Genomic DNA, 16,996 nt, shown 5'->3' with positions numbered 1-16,996 from the left:
TCCATCCTCATGGAGACACTATATTTTATCCATCCATCATGCCATTTGCATGAGATGGGCCGATGGCATCCGGAAAGTCCGCAGCGACTGGATGCCATAAACGATCAACTGCTATCAAGCGGTCTGGCATCCTATCTGGCTCAGCGACAGGCAAGGCTGGCGACGGATGAGGATATCTTGCGGGTACACGATGCCGCTTATGTGCAAAAGCTCAAAGAGCAATTGCCGCAGCAGGGGTATTTCAATATCGATCCGGACACCTTGATGAATCCGCACACTCTGGAAGCAGCCTATGCCGCAGCCGGAGCGGGCCTGGATGCGGTCGATGGCGTCATGAACGAAGGGGCGACGGGCGCATTTTGTGCGGTACGACCTCCCGGTCATCATGCCGAGCGGGCGCGGGCGATGGGGTTTTGTTTTTTTAACAATATCGCTGTGGCCGTGGCCTATGCGATGGAAAAATATGGCCTCAAGCGTGTGCTGATCGTGGATTTTGATGTGCACCACGGCAATGGAACCGAGCAGATTTTTGCCGGCGACGAGCGGGTTCTGATGTGCAGTTTCTTTCAGTCTCCGTTTTTTCCTGATTCCTTTCAGGACCCGGCGGCGCAAAACATGGTAAATATACCGGTTGAGGCCTACACCAAGTCTGCTCAGATTATCGATCTGTTCAAACAGGTTTGTTTGCCCCGCATAGAGGCGTTTGCCCCTGAAATTGTCTTTTTCTCGGCCGGCTTTGATGCCCACCGTGAAGATGAAATGGGACAGCTCAGCTTGGTTGAGGCCGATTATGCGGAATTGACCGCTATGGTGGTCCAGGCCAGTGCGCCTAGTGCCGGACAACGTCTGGTCAGTATGCTGGAAGGGGGGTACGATCCCTCGTCCCTGGGGCGCAGCGTGGTGGCTCACATCAAGGCCTTCGCCGGGCTTTAGGCGAGTGGCTTCGGGCTTTGGAATTCTTCTAAAGCCTTATTTCAACAGAATAATTTTTATTTAAGACTGCACTGGAGAACATTACATGAAGGTGTTAGTACCCGTGAAACGCGTAGTTGACTATAACGTCAAGGTGCGCGTGAAATCTGACCAAACCGGGGTGGACATTGCCAATGTGAAAATGTCCATGAACCCCTTTGACGAAATCGCTGTCGAAGAGGCCACTCGCCTCAAAGAAAGCGGTGCAGCCACTGAAGTGATCGCTCTTTCTTGCGGCGTTGCACAAAGCCAGGAAACGCTGCGCACGGCCTTGGCCATTGGTGCGGATCGGGCCACCCTGGTGCAAACCGACGCTGAATTGCAGCCCTTGGCCGTGGCCAAGCTGATCAAGGCCGTGGTGGACAAAGAGCAGCCTCAGCTCGTGATCCTGGGCAAACAGGCGATCGACGACGACGCTAACCAGACTGGTCAAATGCTGGCTGCCTTGCTGGACTGGCCACAAGCCACTTTTGCCAGCAAAGTTGAAGTTTCGGGCGACAGCGTGTCGGTCACTCGTGAAGTGGACGGCGGTCTGGAAACACTGAAACTGAGCCTGCCCGCTGTGATCACCACCGACCTGCGCCTGAACGAGCCTCGTTACGTGACACTGCCCAACATCATGAAGGCCAAGAAAAAGCCTTTGGAAACCCTGACTCCCGAAGAGCTGGGCATTGATGTGGCTCCTCGTATCAAAACTCTGAAAGTGACTGAGCCTCCAGCTCGTGCTGCCGGCATTATGGTGCCCGATGTTGCCACACTGGTCGAGAAACTGAAGAACGAAGCGAAGGTGATTTAAATGGCTATCCTTGTTATTGCCGAGCACGACAATCAGCAGCTGAAGGCTGCAACACTCAACGCCCTGGCTGCCGCTCAGAAGATCGGCGGTGATGTGCATGTTCTGGTCGCAGGTAACCAGGCTGCTGGCGTGGCCCAGGCGGCTGCCAAGGCTCAGGGTGTCAGCAAAGTCCTGTTGGCCGATGGTCCTGCATTGGCTGAAGGACTGGCCGAGAACGTGGCTGCCCAAGTGCTGGCCATCGCCTCCAATTACAGCCACATCCTGTTCCCGGCAACCGCTTCGGGCAAGAACATTGCCCCTCGCGTTGCGGCCAAGCTGGATGTTGCCCAAGTGTCGGACATTTTGTCCGTGGAGTCGGCGGATACCTTCACCCGTCCTATTTATGCCGGTAATGCTGTGGCGACCGTTCAGTCCAGCGATGCCGTTAAAGTGATCACCGTGCGTACCACCGCCTTTGACGCTGTGGCCGCTGAAGGTGGTAGCGCCGCTGTTGAAGAGCTGAGCGCCGTGGCTGATTCGGGCCGTTCTACGTTCGTCAGCCGTGAAGTGGCCAAGAGCGACCGTCCTGAGCTGGCGGGTGCCGGTGTGGTCGTGTCCGGTGGTCGCGGTATGGGCAGCGCCGAAAACTTCAAATTGCTGGACGGTCTGGCTGACAAGCTGGGTGCCGCACTGGGTGCTTCGCGCGCTGCAGTGGACGCCGGCTATGCTCCGAACGACTGGCAGGTGGGTCAGACAGGCAAGATCGTGGCTCCTCAGCTGTACGTGGCCGTGGGTATTTCCGGTGCCATCCAGCACTTGGCTGGCATGAAAGACTCCAAGGTTATCGTGGCGATCAACAAAGATCCCGAAGCGCCTATTTTTGGCGTGGCCGACTACGGTTTGGTCGCGGATCTGTTTGAAGCTGTGCCTGAGTTAGAAAAAGCGCTCTAAGCGCCCATCGGCCTGCTGGGGACTTCTCCAGCAGGCTTTTTTTCAGTGCGTATATCCTAGGGGCCTGATTGTGGCTTCGGTCCTTTTTGTTTCTGTGTAGGAGTGTTCATGACGTATCGTGTACCCACCCAAGACATCCGCTTTGCACTTACAGAGCTGGCTGATCTACCTGGTGTGCTGGAATTGCCTGGCTTTGAGGATTTCTCGGCCGAGTTGATCGATGCCATTATTGATGAGAACGCCCGCTTCGTTGAGCAGGAAGTAGCACCTTTGAACCGCGCCGGTGATCAGAATGGCGCCAAGTGGAATGATGGTGTGGTCACCACCACACCCGGCTTCAAGAAAGCCTTTGAAGAATTTGCAAAAGCTGGCTGGCAGGGTTTGCAGCACGAAGCCGAACTGGGTGGCCAAGGCTTGCCCAAGCTGATCGGCGCCGTGGCATGTGAAAACATCAATGCTGCCAACCTGGCTTTTTCCCTGTGTCCTTTGCTGACCGACGGCGTAATCGAAGCCGTGTCCATGGTTGGCTCGGAAGAACAGAAACAACGTTTCCTGCCTCCTTTGCTGGAAGGCCGCTGGACCGGCACCATGAACTTGACCGAGCCTCAGGCCGGTTCGGATCTGGCCCAGGTTGCCAGCCGTGCTGTTCCTCAGGATGACGGCAGCTACCGCATCAGCGGTCAAAAGATTTTCATCACCTACGGTGAGCACGATATGGCCGAGAACATCGTCCATCTGGTGCTGGCCCGTACGCCTGATGCACCTGCCGGTGTGAAAGGGATCTCGCTGTTCATCGTGCCCAAGTTCATGGTGAACGACGATGGTTCCGTGGGCGCGCGTAACGATGTCTGGTGTGCTTCGCTGGAGCACAAACTGGGCATCCACGGTAGCCCAACCGCTGTGCTGCTGTACGGCTCGGGCAAGGGTGATGTGGGCGAGGGTGCCGTCGGCTACCTGGTCGGCAAGGAAAACGAAGGCCTGAAGTACATGTTCATCATGATGAACGCGGCCCGTTACGCGGTGGGCGTGCAAGGTATCGCCGTGGCCGAACGTGCATTCCAGCAGGCTCTTGAATACGCCAACGAGCGTGTGCAGGGTGCGCCTCTGACTGGCGGCAAGGCCGTGTCGATTGCCCATCACCCCGACGTGCAGCGCATGTTGGTGCAAATGCGTGCCCTGACAGAAGGCTCCCGTGCCTTGGCTTACTTTGCTGCCGGTGTGAACGACAAGGCGCGTCACAGTGCCGACGAAAATGCCCGCAAGCGCTACCAGGCTCTGTACGAGTTCCTGGTGCCTGTGGTCAAGGGTTTCAGCACTGAAATGTCCCTGGAAGTGACTTCCCTGGGCGTGCAGGTGCACGGTGGTATGGGCTTTATCGAGGAAACTGGTGCGGCCCAGCATTACCGTGACTCGCGCATTCTGCCTATTTACGAAGGGACAACCGCGATTCAGGCCAATGACTTCATCGGTCGCAAGGTTCTGCGTGATGCCGGCGCTGTGATCCAGGGTCTGGCTCCCGAGTTAGGCGCAACTGTTGCCAAGCTGCGTGAACGTGCGGCTCAAGGCGGTGATCACAAAGCGGCCTTGACCTTGATCGCCGATCGTCTGGAAGCCGGTGTGAAGAGCGTGGAACGCGCTGCCATGTTCACCTTGATGAACGCTCAGAAAGACCTGCCTGCCGTGTTCCTTGGCAGCGTGCCATTCTTGATGCTGTCCGGCTATGTGCTGACTGGCTGGCAAATGGCCCGTGCCGCTTTGGCTGCAGAGAAAGCATTGAGCGAAGGCAGTCAGGATCCATTCCTGCGCCGCAAGCTCTCGACCAGCGTGTTCTTTGCCAGCCACTTGCTGCCACGTGCCGGTGCCTTGGCACAGTCCGTAGCGGATGGTGTGGAGTTGACTCCTTACCTGTCGACTGAGCTGCTGTAACTCGATCAGCCCCAAGGCATAAAGGCCCGCGCAGCTTCTTTGGCTGCCGGGCCTTTTTTGGGTATATTTATATAACGTTTAATTATTTGAAACGTACTCTTTATGCTGACAAAATCATCTGACTAGTCCTGATTATTTAAGTCGGTGATCTCCTGATCGCGGCTGCATTTCGAAAAGAGGAACGTAATGGCTACACTTCGTCTGGGTGACCTGGCCCCTGATTTTGAACAAAAATCCTCCGCTGGCACCATCAAGTTTCACGAGTTCTTGGGTAATAGCTGGGGCGTTCTGTTCTCCCACCCAGCCGACTTTACGCCTGTGTGCACCACCGAACTGGGTTACACCGCCAAGCTGGCGGATGAGTTCGCCAAGCGCGGCGTGAAAGTGATTGCCGTTTCCGTTGACGACGTTGATTCCCACGGCAAGTGGATTGATGACATCAACGAAACTCAAAAAACCACCGTTAACTTCCCCATCCTGGCTGATGCTGACCGCAAGGTGTCGGATCTGTACGATATGATCCACCCCAACGCCAGCACCACCGTGACAGTGCGTTCGGTGTTCATCATCGACCCGGCCAAGAAAGTGCGTCTGATCATCACTTACCCAGCCAGCACGGGCCGCAACTTCAACGAAATCCTGCGCGTGATCGATTCCCTGCAACTGACCGACAGCCACAGCGTGGCCACGCCAGTGAACTGGGAAGACGGCGACGACGTGATCATCGTTCCCAGCCTGAAAGATCCGGAAGTTCTGAAGCAGAAATTCCCCAAAGGCTACACCGAAATCCGTCCTTACCTGCGTGTGACGCCTCAGCCTAACAAGTAATCGCCACTTGGCCTTTAGGCTCAGACAAAAAGCCCTCCTGCTTATGGCACGAGGGCTTTTTTGTGGGTACAGCCTTTCCAGGTAGACGGCTCTCGCTTGGGCTCAGCGCATCAGTGGACAAGGCGCAACATCAGCGCAGGTACTAATTGCGCTCGATGCTGGTTTTAAGTACAGTACTGTATAAGAAAACAGTAAACGGAGTTAGCCATGTCCAGTCCAAGCCGTCATTACCGTCCTCAAGCCACTCCACGTTTCCGTGGCCCTGTCCGTTCCGCGGCCTCGTCCAGTCCATTTACCAAGCCTCTGTCTTTCAAGGCCAAGGTCATGGATGTGTGTTTGGTTGCCGTGTGGGGTGCCAGTATTCCTGGCTTGTTGTGGTTGGGCAGCATGGGCGGGTTTTAAGGCCACGCCCTTGTGCTGTTCCAAGGGGCGATCAGGGCACCAGTTGTGTCCAGTCGTTTGACAGGAAACGGTCACGTGCCAGTTTTTCGGCCTGCTCCAGTGTGGGTGTTTCCAGTGTGCGGGGTTGAAGTGCCGTCTTTTTGCGGAACACGTCCAGCATGGCTTCAATCACAGCCTCGCGGCTCATGCCGGTTTGACTGCGGATAGGGTCCACGCGTTTCTTGGCGCTGGTGGTGCCTTTATCCGAGAGCTTTTCTTTGCCAATGCGCAAGACTTCCAGCATCTTGTCAGCATCAATGTCGTAGGCCATGGTCACATGGTGCAAGACAGCATTGCCACGGCGTGCTTGTGCGGCACCGCCAATTTTTCCACCGGCGCTGGTAATGTCGTTCAGCGGTTGGTACCAGGCATCAATACCAATTTCGCGCAGGGCTTCGATCACCCAGGAATCCAGAAACTCGTAGGACTCCTGAAACGTCATGCCGGCTACAAACTGCTTGGGTACGCTGAGCGAATACGTTATGGTGTTGCCTGGCTCGATGAACATGGCACCACCGCCACTGATACGGCGCACGACGCGTATACCGTGACGGGCAGCTGCCTCGGCTTCAATTTCATTGCGCAAGGACTGGAAACGCCCAATCACCACCGCCGCTTCCTGCCACTCCCAGATGCGCAGGGTGGGGGCGCGGGTGCCTTCACTGACTTCCTGGGTGATGATTTCATCCAGGGCCATATGCAGGGCAGCGGGTTGCGGCTCCATATGGACCAGTTCCCAAGGCAACTCGTTCCAGCTCATCATGCCAAGGCCCTCCGCACGACCACGCCAATGGCTTGCGGGTCCAGACCGAACATTTCAATGTCCTTGGGCAGGGCGCGGCTAACGTGAGCCGCAATTTCTTCGGCACTGCTGTTGACGGACAGACCCTGCAGGGCCTGGTTGATCAGGCTCAGTGCTTCGGGGGGTTCCAGAAAAAAGTCGCCGCTCAATCGTGCTTGTTCGATCATATGGTCTTTGACATCCAGATCGATCACGACCAGCTTGCCGCCAGGGACTTTGTATTCAGCATGCATAGACTGTGTCCTTTGATAAGGTCGGCCCCTTTTTGCCAAGGGGAGGGCGAAGCGAGTAAATTTCCGCCTTTGCTGCGTTTAATACGGGGGCACCGTGCCCAAAGTGTCGTATTTTAGCGTAGTTAAACGCCGGGAAACGACGCTGCGATCAGTCAAAAAGCTTGGTAATTCAGGCTTTTTGCTGATAGAATCATGGGCTAATCATTTTTTCATCCTCTGTCAGCGCGATTTTTATAATGTGTGCGGCTGATACGATGGTTTTGGAGTCAATCGTGGATTTGATCGCTATTCTTGAGCAAGAAGAAATCCAGCGCCTGACCGGTGGCAAGCTGCCTCCCGAGTTCGGTCCTGGTGACACTGTTGTTGTGAACGTAAACGTGGTTGAAGGTACGCGTAAGCGTGTCCAGGCTTACGAAGGCGTGGTTATCGGCCGTCGCAATCGTGGTCTGAACTCTTCTTTCATCGTTCGCAAGATTTCTTCGGGCGAAGCTGTTGAGCGTACATTCCAGCTGTATTCCCCTCAGATCGCCAGCATCGAAGTCAAGCGTCGTGGCGCTGTGCGTCGTGCTAAACTGTACTATCTGCGCGATCGCTCGGGTAAAGCCGCTCGCATCAAAGAAAAACTCGTTCGTCGTTCGGGTAACTAATTCCCAAGCGAACAGCGATGCAAAGGCACCCAGGCGGGTGCCTTTGTTTTTATGTGGGATCACATACCAGTTCTTATGGATAAGCCTCGTATCAGGCCCGTTATCGTTCCTGGATTCGACCCTCGCAGCCAGCCTCTGGTTGCATTAGATTCTTTGCCTGAATTGCCTGCTCAGGCCCAGCAACTGGATTTTCTGCGTAGCGCTTTTGCCCAGCCCATACAGTGGCAGGTCGAGCCTTTGTTTCGCAGCTCCTTTTATCCAGAGTTTTTGCCCGGTTCCATGAATGTGCGCTCCGCCGTCTGTATTGGCGTGATGCAGCGCCCCGAAGGGCCTACCGTCATTTTTACGCGTCGGGCCATGCACCTGCACAATCATGCGGGGCAGATCAGTTTTCCCGGTGGACGTATTGAAGCCTCGGATCTGGGGCCGGTCGAAGCCGCCTTGCGTGAAACCCAGGAAGAGATCGGCATCGAGCCGCGCTTTGTGCGTTATCTGGGGCAGCATCCTATTTTTGTGACCAGTACCCAGTTTGCGATGCGCCCCATTATTGGCGAGCTGCAAGAGGGTTTTCAGGTGTTGCCCGATAGCTCTGAAGTGGCCGAGGTCTTTGAAGTGCCCTTGTCGGTCCTGCTGGACCCGCAGCGTCATCAATTGCATCATGCCGATTTGCCGGACGGGGCAGGGCGTTACTACTTCTCCATCCCTTGGGGGCCGTACTTTATCTGGGGTGCCACGGCGGTCTTGATCCGTAATCTTTACCACCACTTGTCGGCTGCCTGGGTGCAGTTGTCTGCCGGTGGGGATACTCACGCCAAAGGCCTGTAATCAGGCCTGACGGGCGGGCGCTTTGCAGCGTATCCCACCTTCACAAAAAAGGGGCGTTTTGCTTTGCCCCTTGTTCCCTTAATAGCGTGGCTTGTTTTCGTGCTCGGCCAGCAAACGCTGGTATAGCGCGTGCCGTTCAGGGTGAATGCTGCCTGCTTCGATGGCCGCCAGCACGCCACAGCCCGGTTCATGCCTGTGGGTGCAGTTATAAAAGCGGCAGGACTCCACCGCTTTTCGGAAATCGGGGAAGCCGTGCGCAATATCTTCCTGTGTCATATGCGACAGGCCAAAGGCTTGAAAGCCGGGGCTGTCGATCAGGTCGCCGCTATTGGGCAGGTGATACAGGCGGGTGCTGGTGGTTGTGTGTCGGCCCGCCCCCAAGGCTTGCGAGTATTCCTGGGTCAGCGCGCCGGCATCGGGGACCAGGGCATTGAGCAGGGTGGATTTACCCATGCCGCTTTGCCCCAGCAGCAAGGTACGTTTGTTCGCCAGCCAGGGGGCCAGCGCTTCCCGTGTCTGTTCTGGCTCCAGCGCCACCATTTCCAGAATAGGGACGCCCAGGGCGGCGATAGGGGCCAGCTTGGCGCGTGCGCGCTCCAGGTGGGTGCTCAGATCGGCCTTGTTCAGAATAATCACCGGCTCAATATCCACACTCCAGGCCGCGACCAGGGCGCGCCCCAGTAAGTCTTCGGAGTAAACGGGTTCTGGCGCCACCACAATCAGAAGCTGATCAATATTGGCGGCAAACTGCTTGGTGCGGAAGTCGTCAGAGCGATACAGCAGATTGCGCCGTTCCTGCACCGCCTCAATAGAGCCTTCCCCTTTGGCCTGCATCAACACATCGACTTGATCGCCAACCGCAATCCCGGCTTTTTTTCCACGAGGGAAGCACTTGATCGTTTCGCCATCAGGCAGTTCGACAAAGTAGTGACGACCATGGGCGGCGGTCACCAGACCGCTAAGGTATTTAGATGTCATGCCAGGCTTTTCAGGTGTCGAATGCGATCAATCGCGTTGGGGTGGCTATCGTAAAAGGCAGAGTGCATAGGGTCGGGCGTCAAGGTTGCGGCATTGTCGTTATAGAGCTTGAGCAATGCGCTGATCAAGTCCTGGGCCTGGCTGTGCTGGGCGGCAAAGCTGTCGGCCTGATATTCGTCCCGGCGCGAGAGCAGGGCGCTCAAGGGGCCCATCCAGAAGGTGAAGGTAGGCACCACCATAAAGAACAGGATCAGGGCCAGGGCGTCGTTGGGGCGACCTAACTGGGGAATCACGCCCAGCCCGGTATAAAAGCCCACCTTGCCCCAGGCCCAGCCGGCCAGCAGAAAAAAGATCAGGGATGTGAATACGCTGATCAGCAGACGGCGTTGGATATGGCGATGCTTGAAGTGGCCCAGTTCATGCGCCAGCACGGCTTCCACTTCTTCGGGCTGGAGCTTGTTCAGCAAGGTATCAAAAAACACGATGCGCTTTTGGCGACCCAGGCCGGTGAAGTACGCATTGCCATGGGCGGAGCGGCGCGAGCCATCCATCACATACAAGCCATTGGTTTGAAAGCCGCAACGCTGCGCCAGGGCATTGATGCGTTCACGCAGGCTGGCATCTTCCAGTGGTTTGAAGGTATTGAAAATGGGGGCGATAACGCGCGGGTACAGCCACAGCACCAGCAGATTGAAAACCAGCCACAGACCCCAGCCGTACCAGGGCCATGAAGGGCCTGCCCAATCCATCAGACTGAGCAGGGCGGCACACAAGGGTGTACCCAGAATCAGGACGATGATCAGAGTTTTGGCGGTATCGGCAAAGAACAGGGCAGGCTTCATGCGGTTAAAACCAAAGCGCGCTTCCAGTACAAACTTGCGATACCAGGCAAAAGGCAGGCCCACGACACCCATAATCGCCAGGACCGTGCCAATCAGGGTTAGCTGACGCAGCAGTTCATGACTGATCCAGTTGCCCAGCGTGACATCCAGCCATTGCAGACCGCCCAGCAGCGTAAAGCCCAGCAAGACCAGGGCCTCTACCAGACGCTCGCTTAAACCCAGCCGGGTGCGTGCGATGGTGTAGCGTGCCGCACGTTGATGGCTATGCAGGCCAATGCGTTCGGAAAACTCGGCCGGCACCTCGTTCTGATGACGATAAACGTGCCGGATCTGCCGCAGGCCTAAATAAAAGCGCAGCAAAATGTCTGCAAGCAGAAAGATAATGAACAACAAAGTCAGCATGTAGGCGGCTATATGTAAAATGGGCGTTTTGAGGAATGATTATATGGCGGTTCATACACAGCGTCTGGTCTGGCTCGATATGGAGATGACAGGACTGGATCCGGATAAAGAGCGCATCATCGAAGTTGCGGTCGTGGTAACAGAAGCAGACTTGACTCTGGTGGCGGAAGGCCCGGTTCTGGTGGTTCACCAAAGCAATGCATTGCTCGATGGCATGGACGCCTGGAACAAGGGTACGCATGGCCGTAGCGGCCTGATCGACAAGGTCAAAGCCTCTACCCTGACCGAAGCGCAAGCCGAAGATCAGTTGCTGGAATTCCTGAAAGAGCACGTACCGGCTGGCAAGTCGCCCCTGTGTGGCAACACCATCAGCCAGGACCGTCGTTTCATGTACCGCTACATGCCTCGTCTGGAGGCTTTCTTCCACTATCGCAATCTGGATGTCAGCACTCTGAAAGAACTGGCTTTGCGTTGGAAGCCTGAAGTGGTTAAAAGTTTCGTCAAGCAAAGCCGCCACGAGGCCTTGGCCGATATTTACGAGTCCATTGACGAGCTGAAACACTACCGCGAGCACTTCATCCGTCTGTAAACGGGAAGGGCAGGCAGGGCGGAAGGTATGCGGGTCCCAGCACGGTTCGTGAGCGTGCCGCAGCTGTAGGCGGGGACACATTGGCAGGATCAAAACCGAGGATAGCGATTTGTCGCACCTCGGTTTTTTTACGTCTAAGTATTTACCCTTAAAGTATCTGCTTCAGGGCCATATGATACGGTTTTACGATTGACATCACATTTTTCGTATTAAATAATGAAGTGTATATGGTTTGCGTCGAAACAAATTTGTTTGGGCGCTTTCTGCACTCTTACCGGGGATGGTCATGTATGCACAACTTGTAGAGACAGGCGTCAAGCAGGTCCAGGATATCGAGCAGATGTCCGACGAAGAGCGTCGGTTCCAAGAGCGCATCGATGAGGGTGTCCGCATCGAAGCCAGGGACTGGATGCCCGAAGCCTATCGCAAAACCTTGGTTCGCCAGATTTCTCAGCACGCACACTCCGAGGTTGTCGGGATGCTGCCCGAAGGTAACTGGATTACCCGCGCCCCTTCGCTCAAGCGCAAAGCCATCTTGATGGCCAAGGTGCAGGACGAGGCCGGTCACGGTCTGTACCTGTACAGCGCGGCCGAAACGCTGGGCGTAAGCCGTGACAAGCTGGTCGACGATCTGCTGTCGGGCAAAGCCAAGTACTCCAGTATTTTTAACTACCCAACATTGAACTGGGCCGATATCGGCATGATCGGCTGGCTGGTCGATGGCTCGGCCATCATCAACCAGATTCCGCTGTGCCGCTGCTCCTACGGTCCTTATGCCCGTGCCATGGTGCGCGTGTGCAAGGAAGAGTCCTTCCACCAGCGCCAGGGTTACGACTTGCTGATTCAGATGTGCCTGCACGGTACGCCGGAGCAAAAGGCCATGGTTCAGGATTCCATCAACCGCTGGTGGTGGCCTGCCCTGATGATGTTCGGTCCTTCGGATGCGGACTCCACCAACAGCGCCCAGTCCATGCAGTGGAAGATCAAGCTGTTCTCCAACGACGAACTGCGCCAGAAGATGGTGGACCAGACCGTGCCTCAGGCCGAGTACCTGGGTCTGACCATTCCTGACCCTGATCTGCGCTGGAACGAAGAGCGCGGTCACTATGACTTTGGCGAGATCGACTGGGAAGAATTCTGGGCGGTGATCAAGGGCAATGGTCCCTGTAATCGTGAGCGACTCGAAGCCCGAGTCCAGGCCCACGAGAACGGCGCCTGGTTCCGTGATGCACTGGATGCACATGCCCAAAAGCAGGAAGCCGTCCGCAAGGTGGCCTGATCAAGAAGGCTAGGAAACCAGCACGGTTTCTGATTCGATCCGATTCGCAGCAGGCGCTTTGACAGCGCCGCTGCACAGCAAGGAATTTTCAGTTATGAGCAAGAACGATTGGCCCCTGTGGGAAGTTTTCATTCGCAGCCAGCATGGCTTGGCCCACAAGCACGTAGGCAGCCTGCATGCTCCGGACGCCGAAATGGCCATCAACAATGCCCGTGATGTGTACACCCGCCGTAACGAAGGCGTGAGCATCTGGGTCGTACGTGCAGCCGATATCGCTGCTTCCAGCCCTGGTGACAAAGGCCCGCTGTTCGAGCCATCCAACACCAAGGTCTACCGTCACCCTACGTTTTTCCCCATGCCTGACGGCATCAATATGTAGGAACTGGTATGGACAAAGCTTTGTTTTCCTACGCCCTGCGCATGGGCGATTCCACCCTGGTGCTGGCTCAGCGCCTGGGTGAGTGGACTGGCCACGGCCCGGCTCTGGAAGAAGAACTGGCCTGTGCCAATACGGCACTGGACTTGCTGGGTCAGGCCCGTATGTGGCTGACACTGGCAGGTGAGACCGAAGGTCAGGGCCGGGATGAAGATCGTCTGGCCTATCACCGAGACGTCCACGAGTACACCAACTACTTGTTGGTGGAGCGTGAGAATGGTCACTACGGCGACACGCTGGCACGTCAGTTCCTGTTTGATGCCTGGCATTGCTTCCTGCTGGAGCAGTTGATCGAATCCAGCGACGAGCAGATTCGCGAGATTGCCCAGAAGGCGCATAAAGAAGTGCTGTATCACCTGCGCCGCTCGACCGACTTGATCGTGCGCCTGGGTGATGGCACCCCGGAAAGCCACAAGCGCATGCAAAAAGCCATTGATGATGCCTGGTTCTACCTGGGTGAGCTGTTCCTGGATGACGACGTCACCGAGGAACTGGCTCAGCGTCAGGCTGTGCCTTTGATGGCCAGCCTGTGGCAGCCTTGCCTGGAGTACATCCAGAATGCGCTGGAGCGCGCCACCTTGCGTTGCCCGGCCGAGCAGGATGCTCAGCACAAGGCCTACCGTGGTGGTCCGCAAGGCCGTCACACGGAAGCGTTAGGGTTTCTGTTGGCAGAAATGCAGCACCTGCCACGTATGTATCCTGACGCCACTTGGTGATCGCCATGACACAGACCTGGAGCACCGAGCAGGTCATGCAAGTGCTGGCCACGGTTCCAGACCCGGAGATCCCCGTGATCTCCCTGCTGGACCTGGGCATTGTGCGTGACGTGAGTTGGGAGCAGGACGTGTGTGTGGTCACCATCACACCGACCTACTCCGGTTGTCCGGCGATGTACGAGATGAGCCACTCGATTGAACAGGCCTTGCAACAGGCCGGTATCGAGCAGGTTCGGGTGGATACCAAGTTGTCACCGGCCTGGACGACCGATTGGATGAGCGAGCAGGGCAAGCTGGCCTTGCGCGATTACGGTATCGCTCCTCCGGCCCAAAGTGCGGTTGATATTTCTGGTTTGCTGCGTCAGCCCGAGGCGCCCGTGGTGGCCTGTCCTCAATGCGGCTCCACGCATACACGGGTGATCAGCCAGTTTGGCTCCACACCCTGTAAAGCGCTGTATCGCTGCATCAGCTGCGGTGAACCATTCGATTACTTTAAGGCGCATTAGTCCTATGAGTCAGTTTTATTCTCTTCCTGTGGCCTCGGTCTCCCGCAGCACCCGCGACGCCGTGGTGGTGGCCTTTACCGTGCCCGAGGATTTGCAGGATGTGTTTCAGTTTCGTCCCGGTCAGTACCTGACCTTGCGCACTCACCTGGATGGCCAGGAATTGCGCCGCTCCTACTCGATCTGTGCGGCTCCGCACGATCGTTTGCTGCGCGTGGCGATCAAGCGTGTGAATGATGGCGCTTTCTCCACCTGGGCCAATAGTCATCTGGAAGCGGGCGCCACCCTGGAAGTGATGCCGCCTGATGGCAACTTCACCGTGGACTTTGATCCCAGCCAGGCTCACCGTTACGCCGCCTTTGCGGTCGGTAGTGGCATTACACCGATTCTGTCGCTGGTAAAAACCGCGCTGGATACCGAGCCCAAGTCCACTTTCACGCTGTTTTTCGGTAACCGTGCTTCCTCGGCCATCATGTTCCGCGAAGAGATCGAGGACCTGAAAAACACCTATATGGAACGTTTCTCCATCGTGTATATCATGAGCCGGGAAACACAGGATATCGACCTGTTCAACGGCCGTCTGGATGGCGAAAAAGTGCGTCAGCTGATGCAGCAATGGTTTGACCCGGCCAGTGTGGACGTGGCCTTTGTGTGTGGCCCCCAGGACATGAGCGAGCAGGTGGTTGCGGCCTTGCAGGAAAACGGCCTGGAAAAATCCCAGATCAAGTTCGAGCTGTTCGGCGCTCCCAAAGGCCCACGTGCACTGCGTACGGGCGAAGAGTCGCGCAAGGCTCCGGGCAAGGAAGAGTGCGAGCTGACCGTGATTCAGGACGGCATTACCCGCAACCTGACTATCAGCAAAAGCAACAGCAGCATTCTGGACGCGGCACTGGAGCAAGGGCTGGAGTTGCCTTACTCCTGTAAAGGTGGGGTTTGTTCTACCTGCCGTTGCAAAGTGGTAGAGGGCGAAGTGGACATGGACGCCAACTTTGCATTGGAAGATTACGAAGTAGCCCGCGGTTTCGTGCTCAGTTGCCAAAGCTTTCCGGTTACCGACCGGGTGGTGATTGACTTCGATCAGGAAACCTAAGACCGCAGCAACATAGCGGTTTTTCAAGAATCTGGACGCCAGCTTCCCAGCTTGGCGTCCTACTAGTTTCAGGAGCACATTGTATGGCAGCAGATTTTTTCAAGACGCATCAGGCAACGCTGGATCAGGCTTTGAGCAGTATTCTGGAGCGCAACTTCTGGAGCGCTTATCCTGAAAATCCCAGCCCGCGCGCCTACGGTGAAACCGCGGCTCAGGATGGTCAGGCTGCTTTTGAAGCCTACCGTGGCAAAGCCTTTCCCTTGACGCTGGAAGGCGCACAAGGTGAAGTCGGCAACGAGCAATCGCCTTTTGGTTTTGATCTGGGCATTAGCTACCCCAAAGTGCCGGTGGACCAATTGCTGGCTCAGTCGCAACTGGCGCTGGACAGCTGGCGCGATGCTGGCCCGCAAGCCTGGGTTGGCATTTGCCTGGAAATCCTGCATCGCTTGAATCAGCGCAGCTTCGAGATCGCTCATGCTGTGCAGCACACCACGGGTCAGGGCTTCATGATGGCCTTCCAGGCCGGTGGCCCTCACGCTCAGGAACGTGCGCTGGAAGCCGTGGCCTACGCTTGGCAGGAAATGTCCCGTATCCCCGGTCTGGTTGACTGGATCAAGCCCCAGGGCAAGCACGATCCCATCCAGATGAAGAAACAGTTCAAAGTCGTGCCCCGTGGCATTGGTCTGGTGATTGGTTGCTCCACCTTCCCAACCTGGAACGGTTACCCAGGCCTGTTTGCTTCCTTGGCAACCGGCAATACCGTGATTGTGAAGCCGCACCCTGGCGCGATTCTGCCTTTGGCCATTACCGTTGCTGTCGCCCGCGAAGTGCTGGCCGAAGCCGGTTTCAATCCTAATGTGGTCTTGCTGGCCGCTCACGAGCCATCGGAAGACACCGCCCAGCAACTGGCACTGAACAAGGCCGTCAAGCTGATCGACTTTACCGGCAGCAGCCAGAACGGTAACTGGTTGGAAGAAAATGCCCGCCACGCTTTGGTCTACACCGAAAAAGCTGGTGTGAATCAGGTGATTATTGATTCGGTTGAGGATTTCAAAGCGGTTGCCCGCAACCTGGCGTTCTCCTTTGCGCTGTACTCCGGCCAGATGTGTACCGCCCCTCAAAACATTTACGTGCCTCGTGACGGTATCCGTACTGCCGATGGCGTGATGAGCTTTGACGAAGTGGCTCAAGGTCTGGCCCAGGCAGTGCAAAAGCTGGTGTCCGATCCGGCCCGTGCCGTTGAAATTACGGGTGCCGTGCAAAACGAAGCCTGCGCACAGCGTATTGATCAGGCTCGCCAATTGGGCATGCCTATCCTGGCTGATAGCCAGACGCTGGAACACCCCGCATTCCCCGGTGCCCGCGTACGTACACCGTTGGTCTTGCAGGCCCGTGTGGATCAGCCCGAGATTCAACAAGAATGGTTCGGCCCCATCGTTTTTGTGGTGCAAACCGATTCGACCGAGCAAAGCATTGAAGTGGCAGGTCGCAACGTGATCGAGCACGGCGCACTGACCTTGTCGGCTTACAGCACCGATGATGCCGTGACCGCCAAGATTCAGCGCATGGCCGAGCGTTCCGGCGTATCCCTGTCCCTGAACCTGACCGGCGCTGTGTTCATCAACCAGACCGCAGCCTATAGCGACTTCCACGGCACTGGCGCCAACCCGGCTGCCAACGCATCCCTGTCGGATTCGGCCTATGTTGCTAACCGCTTCCGTGTCGTTCAGACTCGCTGGCATTTCTAAAGGAGGGTGGCCA

Annotated in this window: 19 protein-coding genes; 15 read left to right on the top strand and 4 right to left on the bottom strand. The window is 56.5% G+C overall.

From position 1 onward, the window contains the following. Nucleotides 1-9: 9 nt before the first annotated feature. The 6 genes from NIZ92_RS12570 to NIZ92_RS12545 all read left to right on the top strand — a co-directional run bounded on the left by NIZ92_RS12570 (nt 10) and on the right by NIZ92_RS12545 (nt 5,854). Nucleotides 10-933: a histone deacetylase family protein gene (locus NIZ92_RS12570; RefSeq protein ID WP_026482964.1), complete on the top strand. Its 924-nt coding sequence runs from the start codon at nt 10-12 to the stop codon at nt 931-933. Between the two features lie 85 nt (nt 934-1,018). Next, nucleotides 1,019-1,768 (top strand): electron transfer flavoprotein subunit beta/FixA family protein, encoded by a 750-nt coding sequence (locus NIZ92_RS12565; RefSeq protein WP_009456000.1) that lies wholly within the window; start codon nt 1,019-1,021, stop codon nt 1,766-1,768. Then, nucleotides 1,769-2,698 carry an electron transfer flavoprotein subunit alpha/FixB family protein gene (locus tag NIZ92_RS12560; protein ID WP_026482963.1) on the top strand — a complete coding sequence of 310 codons (930 nt, stop codon included), beginning with the start codon at nt 1,769-1,771 and terminating at the stop codon, nt 2,696-2,698. A 108-nt stretch (nt 2,699-2,806) separates the two neighbouring features. After that, the gene (locus tag NIZ92_RS12555) at nt 2,807-4,624 is read left to right on the top strand and encodes an acyl-CoA dehydrogenase (RefSeq protein WP_083053350.1); all 1,818 of its coding nucleotides are present in this window, start codon (nt 2,807-2,809) and stop codon (nt 4,622-4,624) included. Between the two features lie 186 nt (nt 4,625-4,810). Then, a complete protein-coding gene (locus tag NIZ92_RS12550; protein WP_009455994.1) occupies nt 4,811-5,452 on the top strand; it encodes a peroxiredoxin in 642 nt (213 codons plus the stop codon). Between the two features lie 207 nt (nt 5,453-5,659). Next, nucleotides 5,660-5,854: a hypothetical protein gene (locus NIZ92_RS12545; RefSeq protein WP_026482961.1), complete on the top strand. Its 195-nt coding sequence runs from the start codon at nt 5,660-5,662 to the stop codon at nt 5,852-5,854. 31 nt (nt 5,855-5,885) lie between these two features. On the opposite strand, the gene NIZ92_RS12540 is transcribed toward NIZ92_RS12545, so the two are convergent. Together NIZ92_RS12540 and NIZ92_RS12535 are read right to left on the bottom strand one after the other, a co-directional pair. Beyond that, on the bottom strand, nt 5,886-6,656 hold the full coding sequence (locus tag NIZ92_RS12540; protein ID WP_035272697.1) for a biotin/lipoate A/B protein ligase family protein: 771 nt from the start codon (nt 6,654-6,656) through the stop codon (nt 5,886-5,888). Next, a complete protein-coding gene (locus tag NIZ92_RS12535; RefSeq protein WP_035272700.1) occupies nt 6,653-6,928 on the bottom strand; it encodes a lipoate protein ligase C-terminal domain-containing protein in 276 nt (91 codons plus the stop codon). The genes NIZ92_RS12540 and NIZ92_RS12535 overlap by 4 nt, the downstream gene beginning before the upstream one ends. 272 nt (nt 6,929-7,200) lie before the next feature. Between NIZ92_RS12535 and rplS the strand changes: the two genes are divergently transcribed. Beyond that, on the top strand, nt 7,201-7,575 hold the full coding sequence (gene rplS, locus NIZ92_RS12530) for a 50S ribosomal protein L19 (protein WP_003799181.1): 375 nt from the start codon (nt 7,201-7,203) through the stop codon (nt 7,573-7,575). A gap of 153 nt (nt 7,576-7,728) precedes the next feature. Next, a complete protein-coding gene (locus NIZ92_RS12525; protein WP_052159464.1) occupies nt 7,729-8,400 on the top strand; it encodes a CoA pyrophosphatase in 672 nt (223 codons plus the stop codon). Nucleotides 8,401-8,478: 78 nt separating this feature from the next. Here the strand turns inward: NIZ92_RS12525 and rsgA are convergent, their stop codons facing one another. Both rsgA and NIZ92_RS12515 read right to left on the bottom strand, forming a co-directional pair. Further along, nucleotides 8,479-9,378, bottom strand: a complete 900-nt coding sequence (rsgA, locus tag NIZ92_RS12520; protein ID WP_026482958.1) for a ribosome small subunit-dependent GTPase A — start codon at nt 9,376-9,378, stop codon at nt 8,479-8,481. After that, nucleotides 9,375-10,622 carry a M48 family metallopeptidase gene (locus tag NIZ92_RS12515; RefSeq protein ID WP_254002051.1) on the bottom strand — a complete coding sequence of 416 codons (1,248 nt, stop codon included), beginning with the start codon at nt 10,620-10,622 and terminating at the stop codon, nt 9,375-9,377. The genes rsgA and NIZ92_RS12515 overlap by 4 nt, the downstream gene beginning before the upstream one ends. Nucleotides 10,623-10,665: 43 nt before the next feature. On the opposite strand from NIZ92_RS12515, the gene orn reads away from it, so the two are divergent. The 7 genes from orn to paaN all read left to right on the top strand — a co-directional run bounded on the left by orn (nt 10,666) and on the right by paaN (nt 16,983). Continuing rightward, nucleotides 10,666-11,211 carry an oligoribonuclease gene (gene orn / locus NIZ92_RS12510; protein ID WP_009455985.1) on the top strand — a complete coding sequence of 182 codons (546 nt, stop codon included), beginning with the start codon at nt 10,666-10,668 and terminating at the stop codon, nt 11,209-11,211. Between the two features lie 286 nt (nt 11,212-11,497). Then, nucleotides 11,498-12,490, top strand: coding sequence for a 1,2-phenylacetyl-CoA epoxidase subunit PaaA (paaA, locus tag NIZ92_RS12505; RefSeq protein ID WP_009455984.1), 993 nt, complete (start codon nt 11,498-11,500; stop codon nt 12,488-12,490). Between the two features lie 94 nt (nt 12,491-12,584). Continuing rightward, the gene (gene paaB, locus NIZ92_RS12500) at nt 12,585-12,869 is read left to right on the top strand and encodes a 1,2-phenylacetyl-CoA epoxidase subunit PaaB (RefSeq protein WP_003799192.1); all 285 of its coding nucleotides are present in this window, start codon (nt 12,585-12,587) and stop codon (nt 12,867-12,869) included. Nucleotides 12,870-12,877: 8 nt separating this feature from the next. Continuing rightward, nucleotides 12,878-13,642: a 1,2-phenylacetyl-CoA epoxidase subunit PaaC gene (gene paaC / locus NIZ92_RS12495; RefSeq protein ID WP_254002050.1), complete on the top strand. Its 765-nt coding sequence runs from the start codon at nt 12,878-12,880 to the stop codon at nt 13,640-13,642. 5 nt (nt 13,643-13,647) lie between these two features. Then, complete coding sequence (gene paaD, locus NIZ92_RS12490; protein ID WP_009455982.1) at nt 13,648-14,148, top strand: 1,2-phenylacetyl-CoA epoxidase subunit PaaD; 501 nt, start codon at nt 13,648-13,650, stop codon at nt 14,146-14,148. 4 nt (nt 14,149-14,152) lie between these two features. Further along, nucleotides 14,153-15,235 (top strand): 1,2-phenylacetyl-CoA epoxidase subunit PaaE, encoded by a 1,083-nt coding sequence (gene paaE, locus NIZ92_RS12485; protein ID WP_009455981.1) that lies wholly within the window; start codon nt 14,153-14,155, stop codon nt 15,233-15,235. Nucleotides 15,236-15,318: 83 nt separating this feature from the next. Then, nucleotides 15,319-16,983: a phenylacetic acid degradation protein PaaN gene (gene paaN, locus NIZ92_RS12480; protein ID WP_022983271.1), complete on the top strand. Its 1,665-nt coding sequence runs from the start codon at nt 15,319-15,321 to the stop codon at nt 16,981-16,983. Nucleotides 16,984-16,996 lie beyond the last annotated feature (13 nt).

The sequence above is a fragment of the Alcaligenes sp. 1735tsa3 genome (assembly GCF_024134565.1).
Lineage (GTDB): Bacteria > Pseudomonadota > Gammaproteobacteria > Burkholderiales > Burkholderiaceae_B > Alcaligenes > Alcaligenes phenolicus.
Note: the sequence above shows the minus strand (reverse complement) of the source record. Positions and strands in the feature narration are given on the sequence as shown.

What these genes read in the sequence shown, in the direction of transcription:
- NIZ92_RS12570 (WP_026482964.1), top strand. Translation starts at nt 10, where the DNA reads ATGGAGACACTATATTTTATCCATCCATCATGCCATTTGCATGAGATG.
- NIZ92_RS12565 (WP_009456000.1), top strand. Translation starts at nt 1,019, where the DNA reads ATGAAGGTGTTAGTACCCGTGAAACGCGTAGTTGACTATAACGTCAAG.
- NIZ92_RS12560 (WP_026482963.1), top strand. Translation starts at nt 1,769, where the DNA reads ATGGCTATCCTTGTTATTGCCGAGCACGACAATCAGCAGCTGAAGGCT.
- NIZ92_RS12555 (WP_083053350.1), top strand. Translation starts at nt 2,807, where the DNA reads ATGACGTATCGTGTACCCACCCAAGACATCCGCTTTGCACTTACAGAG.
- NIZ92_RS12550 (WP_009455994.1), top strand. Translation starts at nt 4,811, where the DNA reads ATGGCTACACTTCGTCTGGGTGACCTGGCCCCTGATTTTGAACAAAAA.
- NIZ92_RS12545 (WP_026482961.1), top strand. Translation starts at nt 5,660, where the DNA reads ATGTCCAGTCCAAGCCGTCATTACCGTCCTCAAGCCACTCCACGTTTC.
- NIZ92_RS12540 (WP_035272697.1), bottom strand. Translation starts at nt 6,656, where the DNA reads ATGATGAGCTGGAACGAGTTGCCTTGGGAACTGGTCCATATGGAGCCG.
- NIZ92_RS12535 (WP_035272700.1), bottom strand. Translation starts at nt 6,928, where the DNA reads ATGCATGCTGAATACAAAGTCCCTGGCGGCAAGCTGGTCGTGATCGAT.
- rsgA (WP_026482958.1), bottom strand. Translation starts at nt 9,378, where the DNA reads ATGACATCTAAATACCTTAGCGGTCTGGTGACCGCCGCCCATGGTCGT.
- NIZ92_RS12515 (WP_254002051.1), bottom strand. Translation starts at nt 10,622, where the DNA reads ATGCTGACTTTGTTGTTCATTATCTTTCTGCTTGCAGACATTTTGCTG.
- orn (WP_009455985.1), top strand. Translation starts at nt 10,666, where the DNA reads ATGGCGGTTCATACACAGCGTCTGGTCTGGCTCGATATGGAGATGACA.
- paaA (WP_009455984.1), top strand. Translation starts at nt 11,498, where the DNA reads ATGTATGCACAACTTGTAGAGACAGGCGTCAAGCAGGTCCAGGATATC.
- paaB (WP_003799192.1), top strand. Translation starts at nt 12,585, where the DNA reads ATGAGCAAGAACGATTGGCCCCTGTGGGAAGTTTTCATTCGCAGCCAG.
- paaC (WP_254002050.1), top strand. Translation starts at nt 12,878, where the DNA reads ATGGACAAAGCTTTGTTTTCCTACGCCCTGCGCATGGGCGATTCCACC.
- paaD (WP_009455982.1), top strand. Translation starts at nt 13,648, where the DNA reads ATGACACAGACCTGGAGCACCGAGCAGGTCATGCAAGTGCTGGCCACG.
- paaE (WP_009455981.1), top strand. Translation starts at nt 14,153, where the DNA reads ATGAGTCAGTTTTATTCTCTTCCTGTGGCCTCGGTCTCCCGCAGCACC.
- paaN (WP_022983271.1), top strand. Translation starts at nt 15,319, where the DNA reads ATGGCAGCAGATTTTTTCAAGACGCATCAGGCAACGCTGGATCAGGCT.